Genomic DNA, 18,352 nt, shown 5'->3' with positions numbered 1-18,352 from the left:
GAGAAAAAAATGGATAAGAATTTTTACGTTGAGAACAGACAAAAAACAGCCGCGCACATGATAGGCAATGAAGCCATGTTGTTTTTCAGCGGCGAAGGTGTACGAAAAACAGCGGATGAGAATTTTCCTTTTTTTACAAACCGCAACTTCCTTTATTTGACGGGCGTCAAACAGGAACAGTCTGCATTGCTGCTGCAAAAGAAGGGCGACCTTGTCAGTGAGTGCCTGTTTGTAACCAAACCCGATCTGGAACGCGAGGTTTGGACAGGCAGGCGTTTCACAGATGCGGAGATTAACGAAATCAGCGGTGTAAATGAGATTGAAGATATCGATACCTTGAACAGAAGGGTGAACGAACTTCTCTCCTTTCAAAATATCACGACCCTTTGGCTTTGCTTTGACGCACTTGCATCGGAACGTTCGTTTGATATCGAGCGCGAATTTGCAAAGCAAATCCAGGGCAGGTATCCGCATATCGTCGTCAAGAATAGTTATCCACTGCTCGCTGCAATGCGAAAGATCAAAGCGCCCGGTGAAATCGATGCCATTCGTAAAGCGATGCAGATCACCGATGCGGGAATTCGGCGATTGATGCGCGTGGCGAAACCCGGCGTGATGGAATATGAACTGGAAGCTGAATTCAACTCCGAGCTTGCCGCCCATGGACAGCGCCGCACCGCTTTTCCATCCATCATTGCGGGAGGGGAGCGGATATTTTATTTGCACTATACAACTCCCATGTCTGCCATCACAGATGGCGAGTTGATCCTCTCTGATGTCGGCGCGGCTTATGATGAATACTGCACAGATATCTCGCGTGTATTTCCTGCAAATGGTCACTTCAGTGAGCGGCAGGCACAGATTTATCAGGTTGCCTACGCCGCAAACCGGGCGATCATGGAGCAGGTGCGTCCAGGGATAGCATTTCAAACGCTGAACCCCATTTGTCGGAAAGTGTCCTTTGATGGGCTCAAAGCGCTGGGCTTGCTGAATGATTTTGCTGACATTGGCAAATATGTCTGGCACGGCGCGGTGCATCATGTGGGGCTGGATACCCATGATGTCGGTGGCTATGAACAGCCAATTACAGAAAATATGATCTTCACAGTGGATGCAGGCATCTATGTGCGCGAGTGGGGCATCGGGCTGCGTATTGAAGATAATGTGCTCGTGACGGCTGATGGATGCGAGAATCTCTCAGCGGCGATTCCGTCAACGATCGAAGAGATCGAAAACTTAATGGCGGATAAGGCATGACAGGGAGGAGAAAAATGAATATGCAGAATCCTGCAAGCGGCTTTGTCCAGGTAAACGGAATCCGCCTCCATTATTTGGATTGGGGCGGATCCGGTCCGACATTGATTTTTCTCACCGGAATGGGATCCTCCGCTTATATCTTCAACAAATTTGCCCCGCGCTTTACCGACAAGTTCCATGTCCTTGCCCTCACCCGCCGCGGACAGGGCGATTCCGATTACCCCGAAACAGGTTATGACGCCGATACGCTCACGGAAGATATCCGCCAGTTTATGGATTCTCTGCATGTTGAAAAGGCCGTCCTTGCCGGTCATTCGCTTGCAGGAGTGGAACTCACCCATTTTGCCGCGACGTACCCGACCCGAGTCGAGAAATTGATCTATCTGGATGCGCTGGATGACCGTAGAAGTCTTCAAGCAATTCAGCAACAAAATCCGCTCAGAAATATAGAAATAAAAAAAGAGGAAAGTTCCCCGCATACGTTTGAAGAATATATTGCCGATATGAAAAGGGATTTTCCCTACTTCGCAGAAATATGGAGTGACGTATGGGAAGAGGAAATTTCTCATAACGTAAAAATAAACGAGGCCGGGGTATTTGTGGATAAAATGCCTGCATCTGTTGAAAAAATGATGATTGAAAATCTAATCAAAGGATATATCCCCAAAAAAGTGGAGGCCAAAATACCAAACCTCATTTTTTATGCGCTGGGAACACCCACGTTAGAGAACGGCTACACCGAAGAGCAAAAGGCCGCGTTTGATCAATATTTTCGAAATGTAAGAGGGCCTATTTTAAAATCTGTAATCTCTGAATTCCAAAACAGATTTCCTCATGCGAAAGTTGTAGAGATCCGCGATGGACATCACTACTGTTTCATGGTTCAGGAGGAACTGGTCTATAGTGAGATGCGAAAATTCCTGCTTGAATAATTCAGTTATCGATCAGAAACTGGGGAAGTAGAAAGCGGTGAGTAAAAGATAAAGAGAAGACCTTCTGGCTTTTGCTTGAAGGTCTTCTCTTTCTATATGCCAAGAGCTGCTTCCAAAATCCATAGCAGTGCCATGCCGAAAAGAATGGTGAATAGGACGCTGCGGGTTCTCCAGGCGACGATTGCACCGCCGAGGCCTGCGAGCAGGCGAAAGTTTTGCAGGGATAGATCGAGGTGGCCTGCGGGATGTGTCAGCGCAGGGAATACCAGTGCCGCAAGAGCAGCTGCCGGGACGAAGCGAAGCGCGCGGCGCAGCCAGTCGGGCATTTCGATTTTCCCGAAAAGATAAATGAACAGGAAGCGCAGTGTAAAAGTCCCCAGCCCGATGGCGAGGAAAAGAAGCCAGATGGAGACTGTGCTCATTGTGCGGCTCCTTGTTGGGGATTCAGGCTTTCAGCCAAATAGCCAGCCGCGATGCCTAGAGAGGTGGCGAGTACCAGCCCGGTGTTGTAGGGGAGGCCTTTGGCTAGCACGGCAGTGAGTCCGCCTGTGAGTGCGGCGATCACGGTGGGACGGTCACGCAGCGCGGCGAACATCAGCGCCATGAAGCTGAGCGGAAAGGCAAAGTCAAAACCCCAACTGGCCGGGACGAGTGAACCAAGTAACGCGCCGATGATCGCGCTGATCTGCCATGCCACCCAAATGACTAATGCAGAACCAAAATAATACCAGCGGTGATTGACTTCTTCTTTTGCAGTGACAAAATGACTCATGCTCACGCCAAATGCCTGATCGGAAAGCATGTAGGCCAGCAATGCTTTTTGCCACGTGGATAGTTTTTGCAGATAAGGCGCAAGCGTGGCGCTGTACATCGTAAAGCGCACATTGATCACCCAGGCGGTCAGTACCATGATGATCCACGGGCTGCCTGCTGTCATCAATTGGAAGACTACCATTTGAGAGGCTCCCGCAAAGACCAGCACAGACATTCCCACGGTTTCGAAAAAGGTCAGCCCCACACTGACCGCCGCCACGCCGGTGATCATGGCAAAGGGGATCACCCCGATCAAAATGGGCAATGACCCTCGCGCTCCGGCGACAAAATCCTTATTCATACGCATTGTTTTTTTACCGACGTTCCCTTCAAGAAGTTTGGACGGCTATTCTACCCGCTTTGCGGGGTACGGTTTGGTATATCCTTCCTATTTTTGTTGACTTTTCCTCTCCAGCCGCTACAATGGAGAAAAATTTTATAACGGAGATTTGGAATGAATCATAGATCATCACGTTTGATGTTTGTATTTATGCTTGTGTTTTCGGTTTTTGCGCTGGCTTGCAATGCGATGTCCACTCCCCGGATTGTCCCTACAGTTGTGCCGACGGTGTTCTATCCGCAGCCGACCGCAGCGCCAGCCGCCACACAGAACATGGGCGATGTGAGCGACCCGCAGCCGACGGAATCGAGTGGATTCTCGTTTGGGGTGGAAGATCTCCCTGCAGATATTCCCATTTTGCCCGATGCGACAGACATGCTGGCTTCTTCCAGTTCTGTAATGTATACCACCCAGCACACCAAGGATGATGCTTCACAGTTTTACATGACCGAGATGGAAAAACTTGGCTGGACCTTTGACCCAAATGCTTCCATCAATGGGGAGGTGGCGAACATCATACACTTCACATCAGATTCGAAAACAGCTTCGATCATTATTGGCACCGCCACTGGGCAGGTTAAGGTGCAGATCGCGATTTCGGGATAAATAGAGAATCAATAAGGCCTCTGAGATGAAAACTCAGAGGCCTTGCTGACAAATCATCATTTGCCTGTCGAAACTTACAACCCTAATTGTTGTTTCAGCCACTCTTTGCGATCTCGGGTGGAATCCTCATTTAATCCATGCCCTGACTCGTAGATTTTCATTTCCTTTGGTTCCTGCGCGGCTTCAAAAAAATCATTGGCGCGCTCAAGCGGAACGTGGAAATCGTCATTGCCAAATTGGAAGAGAATCGGCGCAGGTGATAAATTTGCGACATGCATGATCGGGTCGATCTCTGACATTTGGCTGATAAACTCCTCCCGCGCTGACTCTTCCAATTTGGGCAGATACAGGTACCAGTCAGAGAAACGAGGCGTGGCGGCCATGATGACGTAATGGGTCGGACGTCGGTCCGCACTGCCTGCGAGTACGCCGTACATCCCGCCGAAATCGTGACCGACATAAGCAAAACGCTTTGGGTCGATATTAGGTTGTTGAGATAGGAAATCGATAAAACGGCGCAGGTTTGTCACTTCTTCAATGGAGTTTTGCGCATCATCAGCCTGTGTGCGTTTCATAAAAAAATCAGGATCAGACCATAAGGTTTCAACTGTTAAACAGATCGCTCCATTGCGGGCGAATTCCACTGCCTCACTGACGAACTGGCTGCGATTGGAGTCGTGCGCCTCAGGCTCATACCAGTGGACAAATAGAATAGCAGGAAACGGACCTTCACCCTCAGGCAGGAACAACTCTGCCATGCGTCGATACCCGAAGGGTGTTTGAAAAACAAGCAGTTGTTTCTCGTAACCTTCTTCTTTTCTTTGCGCAACGATGCGGACATCGGCAGGCGAAAGTTTCTTGTAATTTTGAATTTCAGTAAACATGGGCAGCCTCCACTCAATGAATTGAATGCTCGAATTATATGGATTTTCCGCTTTCCGGCACCCTCCTTTTGGAGGGTCTGGCTGTTTTGAAAATACCATCACTTTGAACGTAATTTATGATAAATTTGCAACAACTGACTCGTAAAGAAATGGGTTGGATATGCAAACCACCAAAGGAATGGAAAGGTAGATCGTGTCACAGATTTTTTCGCGTTTCTCAATTTTAAACATCAAAAAGCAGTTGCTGGAGATTTGGCCGACAACAGTCATTGGCATTCTTGTTTCTCTGTGCGGTGCGGGGTTTACTGTGCTGATTGCAGAACTGACCGATAATCCCATTTGGAAACTGGCAAAAGATCCCGCCGAAGTGATGAATTTCCCCCCGTATATTGGGATGCTCTCCAATTGGAGTGTAATTTTATGGATCACGACCGCTGTTATTTGTTTATTTGGGGCTGTGATATTGAAAAAACAAAATGCGCCGAAGGATACGTTGAGGTTTATCATAGGCTCGGGCCTTCTGAGTCTGTTTTTAGGAATTGACGATTTGTATCGGCTGCATGACAAAATATTCCCCAGAATGTTCCATGCGCCGGAGTCGTTCTTTTACCTGCTTTATTTTTTCACGTTTCTTATTTATCTGATGTTTTTCACGACCCAAATCCTGAAATATGATTATCTTTTGTTCGGCGCGGCATTCTTTTTACTGGTGATTTCCCGCCGCATTGCGGTGATCATTCCCTTCTTCGATCAGTTTATGACCACTGGAGACATGCTGAAATACTTTGGCATCGTCTTCTGGCTTGCTTTCTTTTATAGAACGGTTTTGCATGAAATTAATGCGCTGATCAACAAGACCGCTTGACATCTCATTACCCGTGCGTATAATTCAGCCCAAGTAGACTCACGCGAAGACAAGTATCTGCCTTCCCTTTCAGAGAGCCATCGGCTGGTGCGAGATGGCAGGCAAAGCAGTGAAATCCCCTTCGTTATGTTGCTCTTGCAGGGACGTTCATCGTCGTAAGAGAGTCGGGTGCGCCCGTTATTGCGCAAGCCAAGAGGCCTGACCCCACTTGGCCTCCTCCATTTTCGTAGAAAATGGGGGAGGTTTTCCGCGAAACGGGACGGAGGGGGCAGGTAAAGCAGGTGGCACCACGAGACGCCCCCTCGTCCTGCAATGGACCGGGGCGTATTCTGTTAAATGCACATGGAGGTGCAACATGTTGGATATCAATCTTATTCGCGAAACACCCGATGTCGTCCGCAAGGCGTTGAAGGATCGCCAGATGGATGCCTCCCCGGTGGATGGCATTCTGCAACTGGATGAAAAACGACGCGCCCTGCTCGGTCAGGTGGAAACGCTCAAGGCGGAGCGGAACGCTGTCTCAAAGGAGATCGGGCAAATGAAAGATGCAGCAGCCCGACAGTCGAAGATCGAAGCGATGCGTGTGGTCGGTGATCAGATCGCAGAGTTGGATCGGCAGGTCGCTGAAGTCGAAACTCAATTGAACGACCTCACATCCGCACTTCCAAATATTCCCGATGCTCGCACGCCCTACGGTAAGGATGACAGCGAGAATGTGATATTGAGGACGGTGGGCGAGCCGCGCAAATTCGATTTCACACCGCTTCCTCACTGGGACCTTGGGCCTGCTCTTGGAATCCTCGATTTTGAGCGCGGGACGAAGTTGACCGGCTCCCGTTTTTATGTGCTGCAAAAAGCAGGCGCAAGATTACAGCGCGCACTGATCGCATGGATGCTTGATCTGCACACCCGCCAGGGGTATCAGGAAGAGTACCTGCCTTTCATGGTGAAGACCGCGGTTGTGTTCGGTGCGGGTCAATTGCCGAAATTTGCAGACAACTTGTACAAGGATCACGAAGAGGATTACTACTTCGTGCCGACCGCCGAAGTTCCGCTGACTGGTTTGCACATGGACGAGATCTTGGATGAAGCCGCATTGCCGAAACTTTATACGGCATACACTCCATGCTTCCGTCGTGAGAAGATGAGCGCAGGCCGCGATGTGCGCGGCATCAAGCGTGGACATCAATTTGACAAGGTCGAGATGTACACCTATTGCAAACCCGAAGAGTCGGAAGCCCAGCATGCAAAGATGCTGAAGGATGCGGAAGAGACCTGCGCTTTGTTGGGGGTTCCGTATCGTGTGAAGCGTCTATGCACCGGCGACCTTGGATTCGGCTCGACGATGACCTATGACCTTGAATTGTGGGCACCCGGCTGCGATGAGTGGCTTGAAGTTTCGTCGATCTCCAATGTGACCGATTTTCAGGCACGCCGCGCCAGTATCAAGTACCGTCCCAGCGACGGAGGCAGGGCGAAGTTCGTACATACATTGAACGGGTCGGGCCTGGGCCTGCCGCGCACGTTGATCGCCGTGTTGGAAAACTATCAGCAGGCTGATGGTTCTGTGGTGGTGCCCGAAGTTCTGCGCCCGTGGATGGGCGGCATTGATGTGATCAAGCCGTAGCCCCCGCCCTCAAACCCATCTCCCATATTTCGCGGGAGATGGGAGTCATGTGGAAGGAGACTTAATGGACCCTGAAGCCGTAAAACTGTTTGTTGAAGTATTTCTGGAAGTGACCACATTCGTCATTTTGCTTTTCGGTTTGTTTGGATTGTTAATTCCCGTTTTCCCCGGGCTGACCGTGATGTGGATCGCCACACTCGTCTACGCTCTTGCACGGGCAACCGTGGGAAACATGACGTGGGTGGGTTGGCTGCTTTTTATCGTCATCACCCTGTTGATGATCGGCGGCAATGTTTTGGATAACATCATTATCGCCAAGCATGTGCGCGATAAGAATGTGCCTTGGAGTTCGATCATTTGGGCGTTCGCGGCGGGGATCGTGGTCAGCTTGTTCCTCACTCCGATTGCGGGAATTATCGCCTCTCCGCTTGGGTTGTATCTGGCGGAATGGTATCGTCTCAAGGAAAAACAGCCCGCCTTTGATAACACCAAAGCCTGGATGACAGGCTGGGGCTGGTCACTGGCTGCAAGGTTCGGCATCGGCGTGGTGATGATCGCCTTTTGGGGTCTGTGGGCGTGGATATAGACTGTTGATGAGAAATGTGGACTTCAGTCCGCTTTTGCCGCGGATTACGCTGATTTTTGCGAAATTCGCGGCAATTCTCTTTTAAGGGTCAATCATCGTTTTTATCTTTTAATTTTTTCTGCGCGTCGCGGATGGCGAGAAACAAGATCGACCCAACGAAGGATGTAAAAGCAAAGATGCCAAATGCTTTCCAGAAATAGCCGCTAAATAGCAAATAGAGGATAAGCCCCACTGGAATCACGAATAGGGTGACAACAACGACCTGTAAAAAGGCAGAATCTGGACGTTCTTTTTTATACGGAGATACAGGTTTGTATTTCCATTTTGGAATGAGATACCACGGGGTGCGGCGATATGCATGATCGCTCTTCCATTTCATCTGGCTTAGATAATCTTCCGCATCGGATGGGTCGAAATTCTTATTTTTTGCCATCGTCAACTCCCCTCGAACTACTTTTTCGCTTCCTGCGCAGCGTGGATGAGTGCTTCTTTAAATGTGTCACCAGCAATGTCCTTGCCGAGCGGCAGGAAGATCATGCCCTGTTCGCTGGCATCTGTGAATCGGCCTGTGATGTTCAGGCCTGTATCGGGGATTTTTGAATAGAAGAGACTCTTCTCGTAATCTTCGATCACGATATCCTGAAGCTGCATCGATTTGATAAATACTGCGTTCTGATCCACCCGATCGGCGAGGATCAGCCAACGGTTCGTCAGGATGGCGGTCTCCACCAGCAATTTTGGCCCTGGCCCGCTGAACAATCCCTTTTTGATTTTTTCAGATGTTGAAACGATACAGTGCGTCACCCCGTTGAGGATGTCACCGAGGTTGTGAAGTTCGATGTATTTGTGAATGGCCTGCAAGATATCGGGGGAAATGTTTGCAAAATTGATTTCGGTGGTTGAGCGGTTATAGTCACCCATTTTTGCCTCGCATATTAACGAAAAGACCCTAAAGGTTTCTGAAACCTTTAGGGTCTGTCATGATTAGAAAGTCACAGGCTTTGAAGCCAGTGCGGCAAGCAATTTAACGGTATTCTTCATATCGTCGTAATCCACCATCTCGGAAGAAGAATGGACGTAGCGCACCGGGATGGATACCGCTCCCGCCATGACGCCCGCCCGCGAAACCTGGATCTCACGCGCATCGGTGCTGCCCACCAAAAGAACCTCGCGTTGATGGGGAATCTTCGCCTTCTCTGCGGTTTGGAGCATCCAATCCACCACACGCGGATCAGATAACATGCCTACATCGCGGAATTTTACGCACGGACCCTTGCCAAGTTCCATCACCATCTTGAGCGAGCTGGGCGTATCGCCAGTGGGGGTCACATCCACCGCGATGCCGATGTCGGGGTCAACACCATAGGCGGCTGTACCTGCTCCGCGTGTGCCGACCTCTTCCTGCGTGGTGAACACGAAATACAAGTCATTGGGCGTGGATTTGACCGCGCGCATGGCTTCGATCAATGCCACCACACCCGTGCGGTCATCCAGCGATTTGGCAACGATGCGATTACCCATTTCAACAAAGGGACGTTCGAATGCGGCCACATCGCCCACTTTGACGGGACAATCCTTTTTGCTGGTTGCGCCCACATCGATGTACATTTTGTCGATGGGCAGCCAGTGATCCATCTGCTCCAAACGGTCATACCCAACGACGCCTGAGGCCCCATTCAAAAAGCGGACGCGCGCCCCGAGCGTATATCGGCCAAATGTCCCGCCGATGTTGGTGAAACGCACAAAACCGTTTTTATCGATATGGCTGACGATGACACCGATCTCATCCATGTGCGCGGCGAACATGATCTTTTTGGGATTCTTCGCCCCGCTGGCGGGCTTTTTGCGCGCGATCACATTGCCGAGTGCATCCACGCGCACTTCATCGGCGAGCGGTTTCACCTCTGTCACCACGATCTTGCGGATGGCATCTTCATAGCCTGACGGACCAAAGGATTCAGTGAGTGTTTTGAGCAATTGTTTCATCGGTTAATTTCCTAGGGAAAATTTTTCGCCTGCGCTGTAACTGCGGCTTTCATTCTTTGTAAACACATGCGCTTTTGCATGTCCAAGCACGATCCATTCTTCATTCTGTTTTCCGACGATGGCGGTGTCTTCGTCGATGCCTATCATTATTTCGCCCGCCTTTAAACGTCCGCGCAGGGCGGAGACGAGCGGCTTTCCAAATAATGGAATGGCGTCAAAGTGCGGCATCACGAACGCGGCGGCGATCAAACCAAAGGCTGGAATGGAACGCAGCCCCATCGCGCGGAAATCGGGGATCTCGCGCCCGAGAATCATCGCGCCTGCCGAACAGCCCGCGTACACGGCTCCACGCGCCCATGCTTTTTGAGCGGCCTGCCAGACAAGGCTGTCTTTCATGGTGCGATGCAGATACGAGGGATCGCCGCCTGAAAAATAGACGATATCCGCATCTTCCACAGCCGACGCATGATTCAGATCATTGGCTGACTCTGCGTCGATGACAGGAACAGCTTGAACGTCAGCTCCGAGGCGGGTGAAATGCTCCACGCCCATTTTCGACCAGCGATTCACACTTGCATCGCCTTCCTTTCCTGCTGCAGTCGGCAGACAGACCACACGCGGCTTGCGGTCGGTCACTCCGCAATTTGCCAGCAGATGACGATCGACATCATCCATGACCGAAAGATATTCACCAGAACCCAATAAAGCGATCAATCCGTTCATCTTCTACCTTTTAAGTAAATCAGGTGACATGGCCTTCAATGCCGTGTGCAATAGATTTAACGTGTTCTTCCAATCGTCCACGCGCGAAACGCTGATGGGGGAATGGGTGTAACGATGCGGCACCGAAACCGAAACCACAGGCACGCCCGCGCGCGATAGCTGGATCGCGCCTGCATTCGTGCCGCCGCCGCCAGGCTGGCGCAATTGATAGGGAATCTTATTTTTGGCGGCCGTGTCTTCGAGAAACTTTACAAGACGCGGGTCATCGATCGTGGATGAATTCGCCACGTAAATGGCGGGGCCAAGCCCAAGCTGTGTGTTGTATTTTGTGTTTTCATTTCCATCGTAATCGGGCAGGTCGCGCGCAGGCGTGGAATCGACGGCGATGGCGAGGTCAGGGTCGAAATAATGAGCCGCCACTTTTGCACCGCGCAGACCGATCTCTTCCTGCACGCTGAATGCGAGGCAAAGCTCGATGTTCTTCGGTGCGTTTTTCAACAACTCGATCAAAATCGCCACACCGATGCGGTCATCGATGGATTTGGACATGATGGAAGGCCCGACCTTTTTGAACTTCGTGGCAAAGGTGGCACGGTCGCCCACTTTGGCCTTGCCTTCGAGGCCGAGATCGATCTTCATTGAATCGATGCTGATGGTATGGTCCATTTCACCGCTGGAGGCGAGGTGAATGGGTTTTGCGCCGATCACGCCCTTGCTGTGATCCTTGCCGACGATGACCTGTTTGCCGACGAGGTGACGCGGGTCAATGCCGCCGACTGCTTCGAATTGATAAAAGCCATCGCCTTCATCGTTGACGATCATGAAACCCACTTCGTCCATGTGTGCATCGAGTAATACGCGCAAAGGTTTTTTGCCAGCAGAAGCCGCCGCATTCTTGCGCACAAGCACACTGCCGAGCGCATCCACTTTGACTTCATCGGCGAAGGGTTTCACTTCTTCGAGGACAATACGGCGCACTTCGCCCTCGTCTCCTGAAACGGACATGGCATTGCATAATTTTTCGAGCAGGTTGATTTGAGGTGTGCCAATTGAAAGCATATTGATTAATCCCACACGATTCTGGTAAGAAAATCTTCTTCGAGCGAAGCGATAAATTCGGCGAGCAAACGGCCAGCGCGTTGAATATCTTTCAGCGCAACGACCTCCACAGGGGTGTGCATGTACCGTTGCGGAATGCTGACCACCACTGTGGGGATGCCTTCCGCTGTCAATTGCATGGCATCGGCATCGGTGGATGACATTTCTGGCATGGCTTCATCCTTGACGGGGATTTCGACTCTTTCAGCAACTTCTTTCATGCGCTTATGCAAAAACGGATGGACACTCGGGCCGATGCCAAGCGTCAGTCCCTTGCCGAGCGGGAAGGTTTGATATCCGCTCGCGCCCGCGCCTGTTCCGAAGGTCATGTCCAATGCGACTGCGATGGTGGGGCGCAATTGAAATACAGATGTGTAAGCGCCTGCGTAGGTCACTTCCTCTTGCACGGAGGCCAGCGCCCACACATCCCACATATGCGATTTGGATTGTAATTCTTCAAGGCAGACGGTGAGCGCGGCGACGGAGGCGCGGTTATCGAGATTGTGTCCGCTCACGAGTCCACCTGACATTTCAACTGGTTCCGTATTAAAGGAGACTCTATCCCCAACGCGGACTCGCTTCGAGACGTCGGCAGGCAGGAGGCCTGTATCCACCATGAGATATTTCAAGTTGACAGCGCCTTCGCCCTTGCCCTCAGGCAGTAAACTGCCAGGCGGCATGACGATGACCCCGTACAAATCCTCTCCGCTCCCTGTGGCATGGACGGTGACGGGCGTGCCTGGCAGAACACGATGATCAATGCCGCCGATATTGGTGATGTATAAAAATCCGTCCACAATGCGGGTGACCATCAGGCCGATGGCATCCATGTGGGTGGCGATGAGTACGGAAGGGCGGGGGGCTTTTTCGGGTTTGGAAATGCCTTTCGAAGGCGTACCCTTTTTCAGTCCATGTAAAGAACCGAGTTTGCTTCGGCTGATCTCATCCACCAGCGGAGTCCACTGCTTTTCGATGAGGTCCGCTACGGGGGCTTCATGTCCCGAAAGGCCTGCAACAGAGATGATTGATTTTAGAAATGGGAGAATATCGCTCATTGGTGAACCCTAATGGCTTTCAAAGAATTTTATGATGCTTGAATTGCGTTATCCCCCAAATGCGGTGGGAGATGGGGAGGTGTGTTGGTTGGGGTGGGCGTCAACGTGATCGTCGGCGTGAGAGACGGGGTCAATGTGATGGTGGGGGAAGGTGTAATGGTCAACGTGTTTGTTGAAGTAGGGGTGAGGGTGACACTGGGCGTGATACTGGGGGTGAGTGTATTGGTCAATGTGTAGGTCGGTGTGATACTGGGGGTGAGTGTGAACGTTAAAGTAACCGTGTTCGGCTGGAATGGGGTGAGTGTTAAAGTGGGAGTTGCCGTCAGTGTATTGGTGACGATGACAATCTGGGTGACGGTGTTCGTAATGATGGATGGGGTGAGGCTTTGGGTGGGTGTGGAAGGCGTGCCAGTTACCGTGAGGACGGTGGCAGTGGGTGTTGCGGTCGGTTTTGCATCTGGCGCAAGTGAAAGAAAGATAAACCCGATGCAATAGCAGGGAATGGTGGCGAGGATGACCGCAAGGGCTCTCATTCGGTTGCGAGTGCGGGGTGCGTCGGTTTCAAACATATCGTGTCGATTATAATCCAACATCATCCTATGATTCCTCTACGTCTTCGAATTTCAGGTTTTCTCTCGTATCGCGATCCCGTTGAATTGGATTTTGATTCCTTCGATCTGGCTTGCATCTCGGGGCATAACGGCGCGGGCAAATCGTCCCTGCTGGATGCGTTCACCTGGGTGTTGTTCGGCGAGGCACGCGGAAAAAGCACCGACATTATCAACCTGAATACCGATGTGAAAGCCGCTGAAGTTGCGTTGACTTTCAAATACGAAGGCAATGTGTTCCGCGTGCAAAGGACTCTGCCGCGCAATAAAAGCACCTTGTTGGAGTTTCAGGTTTTAGACGAGGGCGAACAGAAGGCAGGGGTGGAAAGTGGAAAGTGGAAGCCACTTACCGAAAAGACGACCCGTGATACGCAGGCGCGCATCGAACAGACTTTGCGGCTTGATTACGATACCTTTATCAATGCCTCCTTCTTTTTGCAGGGCAAGGCTGATGAATTCACCCAAAAGAAGGCGGGTGACCGAAAAGCGGTTTTGAGTTCCATCCTCGGCTTGGAAATTTGGGATGAGTACAAAGACCGTGCCGCAGAGAAAAGAAAACTCATCGAACGTGAAGTGGATGAAATCGACGGCCGTGTGGCAGAGATCGATTCGGAATTGGCTGAGGAAGATTTGCGCAAGTTACGGCTTGCGGAGCTTGAAAGCGCACTGAAGCAGTTGTCAACTTCGCGTGCTGTGCAAGAGGCGGAGCTTGAGAAGATCAGAAAGAATTCGGCTTTGATCAACGAACAGCGTAAGCTGGCCGAGACCTTGTCCGCTGCGCTGGAGCGTGCACGTTTTTCACTGGCAGGGTTGGAAAACCGACTTGTTGAAAAGGAATCTGAGCGTGCCGCGTATGCTGATTTGGTGGATCGCGCAAAAGAAATTGAAGCTACGTACAAGGCGTGGCAAAAAGCGCGCAAGGACTTGGAATCGCTCGACCAAATCGCTGCGGAATTCCGCGAACATGAGGAAAAACGTCAGCCTTTGGTGCGCGAGATCGAAGTGGAAAAGGCGAAGCTGGAGCAGGAGCAGGAGAGTTTGAACGACCAGTTTTCCGTGATCGCTGAACAGGTTTCTGTGATCGCTGAATTGGAACAGCAGATCGAATCTGCACAATCTGCTTTGCAGGAAGTGGAAGCAAAGATCGAAGAACGCGGTGAATTGGAGAACCAGCGAAACGAGTCCCGCGAAAGACTCGCGGCGTTGAAAACAGAGAATGAATCGCTGCGCAGTGATATGGATGAAACCAAAAAACGCCTCGACTCGCTCGAAGAAGCCGACGGCGCAACTTGTCCGCTATGCGGGCAGGAGTTGAGCGAAGCCCATCGAAAATCGACCCTGAAGGAATTGAAGGCGATAGGGAAGGAAATGGGGGACCGATTCCGCTCGAATAAAACGGAGATCGAAACCACTGAAAAGCAAATTGCCAATTGTGAATTACAAATTACCCAATTGGCAAATACTGAAAATGACCGATTGAAATATTCCAACACCATTTCCCAGTTGACCGAACGCATCGAAACTCTCCAGACTGCGGCAAAGGAATGGGATAAGTCTGGCAAAAAACGACTGGCGGAAGTCAACAAGCTTCTTGAAAAAGAATCCTTCGCTGCCGATGCGCGCAAAGGACTGGCGAAATTGGATAAGGAACTTGCCAAACTTGGCTACGATATTTCCGCGCACGAGGAAAAACGCAAAGAGGAATTTGATCTGCGCGAGATCGAGGAAGAGTATCGCAAACTTGATTCTGCCCGCGAGCTGAGCAAACGGATTGGAAAAGAGATCAGCGAACTGGTAGAGGAAAGAAGTAAGAAGAAAGAAGAAGTGAGGGAAAGCGAAGAGACACATCGTATTGCCGCGCAGACTTTGGCTGAGTCTGAATCGCTTAATCCGAATCTGGATGAAGCCGAGCGCGAATTATTCGCTTTACGTGAAGATGAAAACCGAACCCGCGATCAAGTTGGCGCGGCGCGGCAAAAAGTGGAAGTGCTTGTCACGCTCCGCGCGCGCAAGGCCGATTACTCCACCCAGCGCGAAGAACTCAACCAGCAAATTGTCCGCTACAAAAATTTGGAACGCGCATTCGGCAAGGATGGCGTGCCTGCCTTGTTGATCGAGCAGGCGCTGCCGCAGATCGAGCAAAAGGCAAATGACCTGCTCGATCGCTTGAGCGATGGCCACATGTCGATCCGTTTTGTTACGCAGGCTGAATATAAAGATAAAAAACGCGACGACCTGAAAGAAACGCTTGACATTCAGATCAGTGATTCTGCAGGGCTGCGCGATTATGAAATGTATTCGGGCGGCGAGGCCTTCCGTGTGAACTTTGCCATCCGCCTCGCGCTTTCCGAGATCCTTTCGCAGCGTAAGGGCGCACGCCTGCAAACCCTGGTCATCGATGAAGGCTTTGGTTCACAGGATGCGCAGGGCCGCCAGCGTTTGATCGAAGCCATCAACCTCATCAAACATGACTTTGCCAAGATCCTCGTCATCACTCATCTCGACGAACTCAAAGACGCCTTTCCAAATCGTATTGAAGTGGAAAAGACGGAGCGGGGTTCAACGGTGAAAGTGATCTAAATTGAGAAGTAAAAAGTGAGAAGTTGTAAAAACGTTTTTTACCTTTCGCTTTTCACCCATCACTTTTATCCAAAACCTCATGCCTTATTTCATCATATCCACCATCCTCTTTGTTGCCGCACTCATCATTCTGTATTGGATTCATAATCAATATCATCTTGATATTGTTGTTACGCCTGCCAAACCTCCTGCTGCTGATGCGCCGCTGATCTCGCTTTGCATCCCCGCCCGCAATGAAGAAAGAAATATCCGTAACTGTGTTGAATCCGCGCTTGCGCAGGATTATCCGAACATCGAAGTCATTGTTTTGGATGACCGCTCCACTGATTCGACTCTGACTCAATTGAAAGAGATCGCATCCCGCGACTCTCGTCTCCTCCCAATCAGCGGATCAGACCTGCCCGAAGGCTGGGCTGGCAAACCGCATGCATTGTTCCAGGCCTCGGCAGTGGCCCGCGGCGAGTGGCTGTGCTTTGTGGATTCCGATACTTTCCTCAACTCTGATGCCATTTCCTCCTGTTATGCCAAAGCCCTCGAGACCAAAGCGGACTTGTTCACGACCCTGACTCAGCAGGTACTTGGCTCATTCTGGGAAAAGGTGGTCATGCCGCTGGTGATGACCGCTCTCTCAGTGGGGTTCTCCCCGCGAAAAGTCAACGACCCGAAGCGCCGCGATGCCATCGCCAATGGACAATTCATCTTGATCCGACGCACAGTCTACGATGCCATCGGCGGACATGAAAAAGTGAAAGACCAGATCGTGGAAGATAAGGCCATCTCTGAGCAGGTCAAATGGAATGGGTATCGTTTGATCGTGGCTGATGGGTTGCAGGTGATTCGCACACGCATGTACACTTCTCTCGAAACCATGTGGGAAGGCTGGACGAAGAATATTTATCTCGGCTTGCATGACCATCCTGCCATGTTGTTGTTGGGTGCCTTTGGTGCCACCCTTGCCCTGCTTGTGGCCTTGTTCCTGCCTGTCTGGCCGATGTTGGGCGTGGCTTGGTATTTACAGGGTGGGGGATGGCTGGCGGTTGGGATCGTCAGCGAGGCATTGATTGTGTGGGGAGTTCTGCTTTTGGCGCGCGCTCAAGTAGCCCGTAAAATGCACATCTCTGCCTGGTATGCATGGACAGTTCCGCTGGGTGCAGGCGTGTTTGCCGCCATGATGATTGCTTCTGCATGGAAGGTCATCTCGGGGCAGGGAGTCACCTGGCGCGGTAGAAAATATCACCCTGCCAAATAAGCGAGTAAAAACCTGCTTAAGGCGTATATTTGGTTTAGATGGGATTTTTGAAATGGATTATTTTCCCTTTGAAAATTTTGAGATATATACTACCCTAAACTCCGATGAGATTTTTTATAGATTTCGCGCTGCTATAGAGACGAAAAAAACGTGGTGGAAACCGCTTTTCGCTATTAAGAAATCATATTATGGTGTGGTGAATAGAAATTCCTTTTGGATGGTGCGGGTTGCTACATTAACACGTAACTTCACTCCCGAAGTTTCTGGCACCATTCGACAGGATGTTTCAGGAAGTTTCATCCTGATTTCGATGCGGTTAAGTTCTTTGTCCCTTATATTCTGGACTTTTTGGCTAGGGGCCATCAGTTATCTGTTTTTCAATGAGGTGGCGAATCTGATTTTGGAGATGATCAAAACTGGGCTTTGGCAGATGTCGTCGCTATGGAAAAATCTACCATTGCTTGGAATGTTTATCTTTGGGTATTTACTTGTAATGGTTAGTTTCAAGGTGGAGGCAGATCACATCAAGGATTTTCTGTTGAAATTAACAGACGCCAAAAATGAAAATATTCGTTACAAAGACAAGTTTTTTGGATTAACAGAATTCCAAATCATAAAACGGATTTTTCTTGTAGTTGTGATTGCAATATCTGGTTGGATCATATACAACCTAATTTAACTCAAGTTGCCACTCGGGTGCTTGAAAAGCAGGAGCCAGGATTTTTGCCGCGAATTACGCCAATTCACGCGAATTTTCGGAAATCAATTAGCGAAAATTCGTGGAATTCGCGGCTGAAAGTTTGGCTTTTAACTAAAAATCAAAAAGATAGCAACTTGGGTTAATTTAATTTCAGGTTGCACATTGTCTTCCAAAGCATCCCTTAATCCCATTTAGCCTAATTTTTAATCGGAACGGGTTTCCTCCTCTCTCGTTGGGAGAGGGCAGGGTGAGGGTGCTGGCAGGAAATCGTGATAATCTATTGAGATGTTAGCAAACTCAGGTAATTTAGATTTCCTGCCTTAGTCAGCCTGAAAATCGAAGAATAGCCCTTTTTGCGCATATCCTTGACGAATCCTTCCCCCGCGTATAAAATCCAAGCCGTTGTTCCTGCGCCTCCGCGGAGGCGCGTTTTTCCGCCATAA

At 50.4% G+C, this 18,352-nt stretch carries 19 protein-coding genes; 9 read left to right on the top strand and 10 right to left on the bottom strand.

What is annotated here, in order from left to right; all coding sequences use genetic code 11:
* Nucleotides 1-9 precede the first annotated feature (9 nt).
* Nucleotides 10-1,257, top strand: coding sequence for an aminopeptidase P family protein (locus IPI86_RS15945; protein WP_345299006.1), 1,248 nt, complete (start codon nucleotides 10-12; stop codon nucleotides 1,255-1,257).
* A 14-nt stretch (nucleotides 1,258-1,271) separates the two neighbouring features.
* Nucleotides 1,272-2,189 (top strand): alpha/beta hydrolase, encoded by a 918-nt coding sequence (locus tag IPI86_RS15940; protein WP_345299005.1) that lies wholly within the window; start codon nucleotides 1,272-1,274, stop codon nucleotides 2,187-2,189.
* A 92-nt stretch (nucleotides 2,190-2,281) separates the two neighbouring features.
* Here the strand turns inward: IPI86_RS15940 and IPI86_RS15935 are convergent, their stop codons facing one another.
* Both IPI86_RS15935 and IPI86_RS15930 read right to left on the bottom strand, forming a co-directional pair.
* Complete coding sequence (locus IPI86_RS15935; protein WP_345299004.1) at nucleotides 2,282-2,611, bottom strand: AzlD domain-containing protein; 330 nt, start codon at nucleotides 2,609-2,611, stop codon at nucleotides 2,282-2,284.
* Entirely contained in the window at nucleotides 2,608-3,303 is a 696-nt protein-coding gene (locus tag IPI86_RS15930; protein ID WP_345299003.1) for an AzlC family ABC transporter permease, read from the bottom strand. Before IPI86_RS15930 ends, IPI86_RS15935 begins: the two co-directional genes overlap by 4 nt.
* 153 nt (nucleotides 3,304-3,456) lie before the next feature.
* Here IPI86_RS15930 and IPI86_RS15925 point away from each other — a divergent pair, with 153 nt between their 5' ends.
* Nucleotides 3,457-3,948: a hypothetical protein gene (locus IPI86_RS15925; RefSeq protein ID WP_345299002.1), complete on the top strand. Its 492-nt coding sequence runs from the start codon at nucleotides 3,457-3,459 to the stop codon at nucleotides 3,946-3,948.
* A gap of 74 nt (nucleotides 3,949-4,022) precedes the next feature.
* On the opposite strand, the gene IPI86_RS15920 is transcribed toward IPI86_RS15925, so the two are convergent.
* On the bottom strand, nucleotides 4,023-4,832 hold the full coding sequence (locus IPI86_RS15920; protein ID WP_345299001.1) for a prolyl oligopeptidase family serine peptidase: 810 nt from the start codon (nucleotides 4,830-4,832) through the stop codon (nucleotides 4,023-4,025).
* Nucleotides 4,833-5,025: 193 nt separating this feature from the next.
* Here IPI86_RS15920 and IPI86_RS15915 point away from each other — a divergent pair, with 193 nt between their 5' ends.
* The 3 genes from IPI86_RS15915 to IPI86_RS15905 all read left to right on the top strand — a co-directional run bounded on the left by IPI86_RS15915 (nucleotide 5,026) and on the right by IPI86_RS15905 (nucleotide 7,910).
* Nucleotides 5,026-5,697, top strand: a complete 672-nt coding sequence (locus tag IPI86_RS15915; protein ID WP_345299000.1) for a hypothetical protein — start codon at nucleotides 5,026-5,028, stop codon at nucleotides 5,695-5,697.
* A 355-nt stretch (nucleotides 5,698-6,052) separates the two neighbouring features.
* Nucleotides 6,053-7,324, top strand: coding sequence for a serine--tRNA ligase (gene serS, locus IPI86_RS15910; protein WP_345298999.1), 1,272 nt, complete (start codon nucleotides 6,053-6,055; stop codon nucleotides 7,322-7,324).
* 64 nt (nucleotides 7,325-7,388) lie between these two features.
* Entirely contained in the window at nucleotides 7,389-7,910 is a 522-nt protein-coding gene (locus IPI86_RS15905) for a DUF456 domain-containing protein (protein WP_345298998.1), read from the top strand.
* Nucleotides 7,911-7,998: 88 nt separating this feature from the next.
* Here the strand turns inward: IPI86_RS15905 and IPI86_RS15900 are convergent, their stop codons facing one another.
* The 7 genes from IPI86_RS15900 to IPI86_RS15870 form a co-directional block, all read right to left on the bottom strand.
* Nucleotides 7,999-8,343 (bottom strand): hypothetical protein, encoded by a 345-nt coding sequence (locus tag IPI86_RS15900; RefSeq protein ID WP_345298997.1) that lies wholly within the window; start codon nucleotides 8,341-8,343, stop codon nucleotides 7,999-8,001.
* Between the two features lie 17 nt (nucleotides 8,344-8,360).
* Nucleotides 8,361-8,831, bottom strand: coding sequence for a hypothetical protein (locus IPI86_RS15895; RefSeq protein ID WP_345298996.1), 471 nt, complete (start codon nucleotides 8,829-8,831; stop codon nucleotides 8,361-8,363).
* 63 nt (nucleotides 8,832-8,894) lie between these two features.
* Entirely contained in the window at nucleotides 8,895-9,896 is a 1,002-nt protein-coding gene (locus IPI86_RS15890) for a M42 family metallopeptidase (RefSeq protein WP_345298995.1), read from the bottom strand.
* A 3-nt stretch (nucleotides 9,897-9,899) separates the two neighbouring features.
* Nucleotides 9,900-10,619: a Type 1 glutamine amidotransferase-like domain-containing protein gene (locus tag IPI86_RS15885; protein ID WP_345298994.1), complete on the bottom strand. Its 720-nt coding sequence runs from the start codon at nucleotides 10,617-10,619 to the stop codon at nucleotides 9,900-9,902.
* 3 nt (nucleotides 10,620-10,622) lie between these two features.
* Nucleotides 10,623-11,678 carry a M42 family peptidase gene (locus tag IPI86_RS15880; RefSeq protein WP_345298993.1) on the bottom strand — a complete coding sequence of 352 codons (1,056 nt, stop codon included), beginning with the start codon at nucleotides 11,676-11,678 and terminating at the stop codon, nucleotides 10,623-10,625.
* Nucleotides 11,679-11,683: 5 nt separating this feature from the next.
* A complete protein-coding gene (locus IPI86_RS15875) occupies nucleotides 11,684-12,772 on the bottom strand; it encodes a M20/M25/M40 family metallo-hydrolase (RefSeq protein WP_345298992.1) in 1,089 nt (362 codons plus the stop codon).
* 29 nt (nucleotides 12,773-12,801) lie between these two features.
* Nucleotides 12,802-13,341, bottom strand: coding sequence for a hypothetical protein (locus tag IPI86_RS15870; protein ID WP_345298991.1), 540 nt, complete (start codon nucleotides 13,339-13,341; stop codon nucleotides 12,802-12,804).
* A gap of 30 nt (nucleotides 13,342-13,371) precedes the next feature.
* Between IPI86_RS15870 and IPI86_RS15865 the strand changes: the two genes are divergently transcribed.
* The 3 genes from IPI86_RS15865 to IPI86_RS15855 all read left to right on the top strand — a co-directional run bounded on the left by IPI86_RS15865 (nucleotide 13,372) and on the right by IPI86_RS15855 (nucleotide 17,888).
* On the top strand, nucleotides 13,372-15,960 hold the full coding sequence (locus IPI86_RS15865) for an SMC family ATPase (protein ID WP_345298990.1): 2,589 nt from the start codon (nucleotides 13,372-13,374) through the stop codon (nucleotides 15,958-15,960).
* Nucleotides 15,961-16,039: 79 nt separating this feature from the next.
* Nucleotides 16,040-17,209 (top strand): glycosyltransferase, encoded by a 1,170-nt coding sequence (locus tag IPI86_RS15860; RefSeq protein WP_345298989.1) that lies wholly within the window; start codon nucleotides 16,040-16,042, stop codon nucleotides 17,207-17,209.
* Nucleotides 17,210-17,261: 52 nt separating this feature from the next.
* Entirely contained in the window at nucleotides 17,262-17,888 is a 627-nt protein-coding gene (locus tag IPI86_RS15855; RefSeq protein ID WP_345298988.1) for a hypothetical protein, read from the top strand.
* Nucleotides 17,889-18,352 lie beyond the last annotated feature (464 nt).

It is taken from the genome of Candidatus Villigracilis affinis (assembly GCF_016705895.1).
GTDB lineage: Bacteria > Chloroflexota > Anaerolineae > Anaerolineales > Villigracilaceae > Villigracilis > Villigracilis affinis.
Note: the sequence above shows the minus strand (reverse complement) of the source record. Positions and strands in the feature narration are given on the sequence as shown.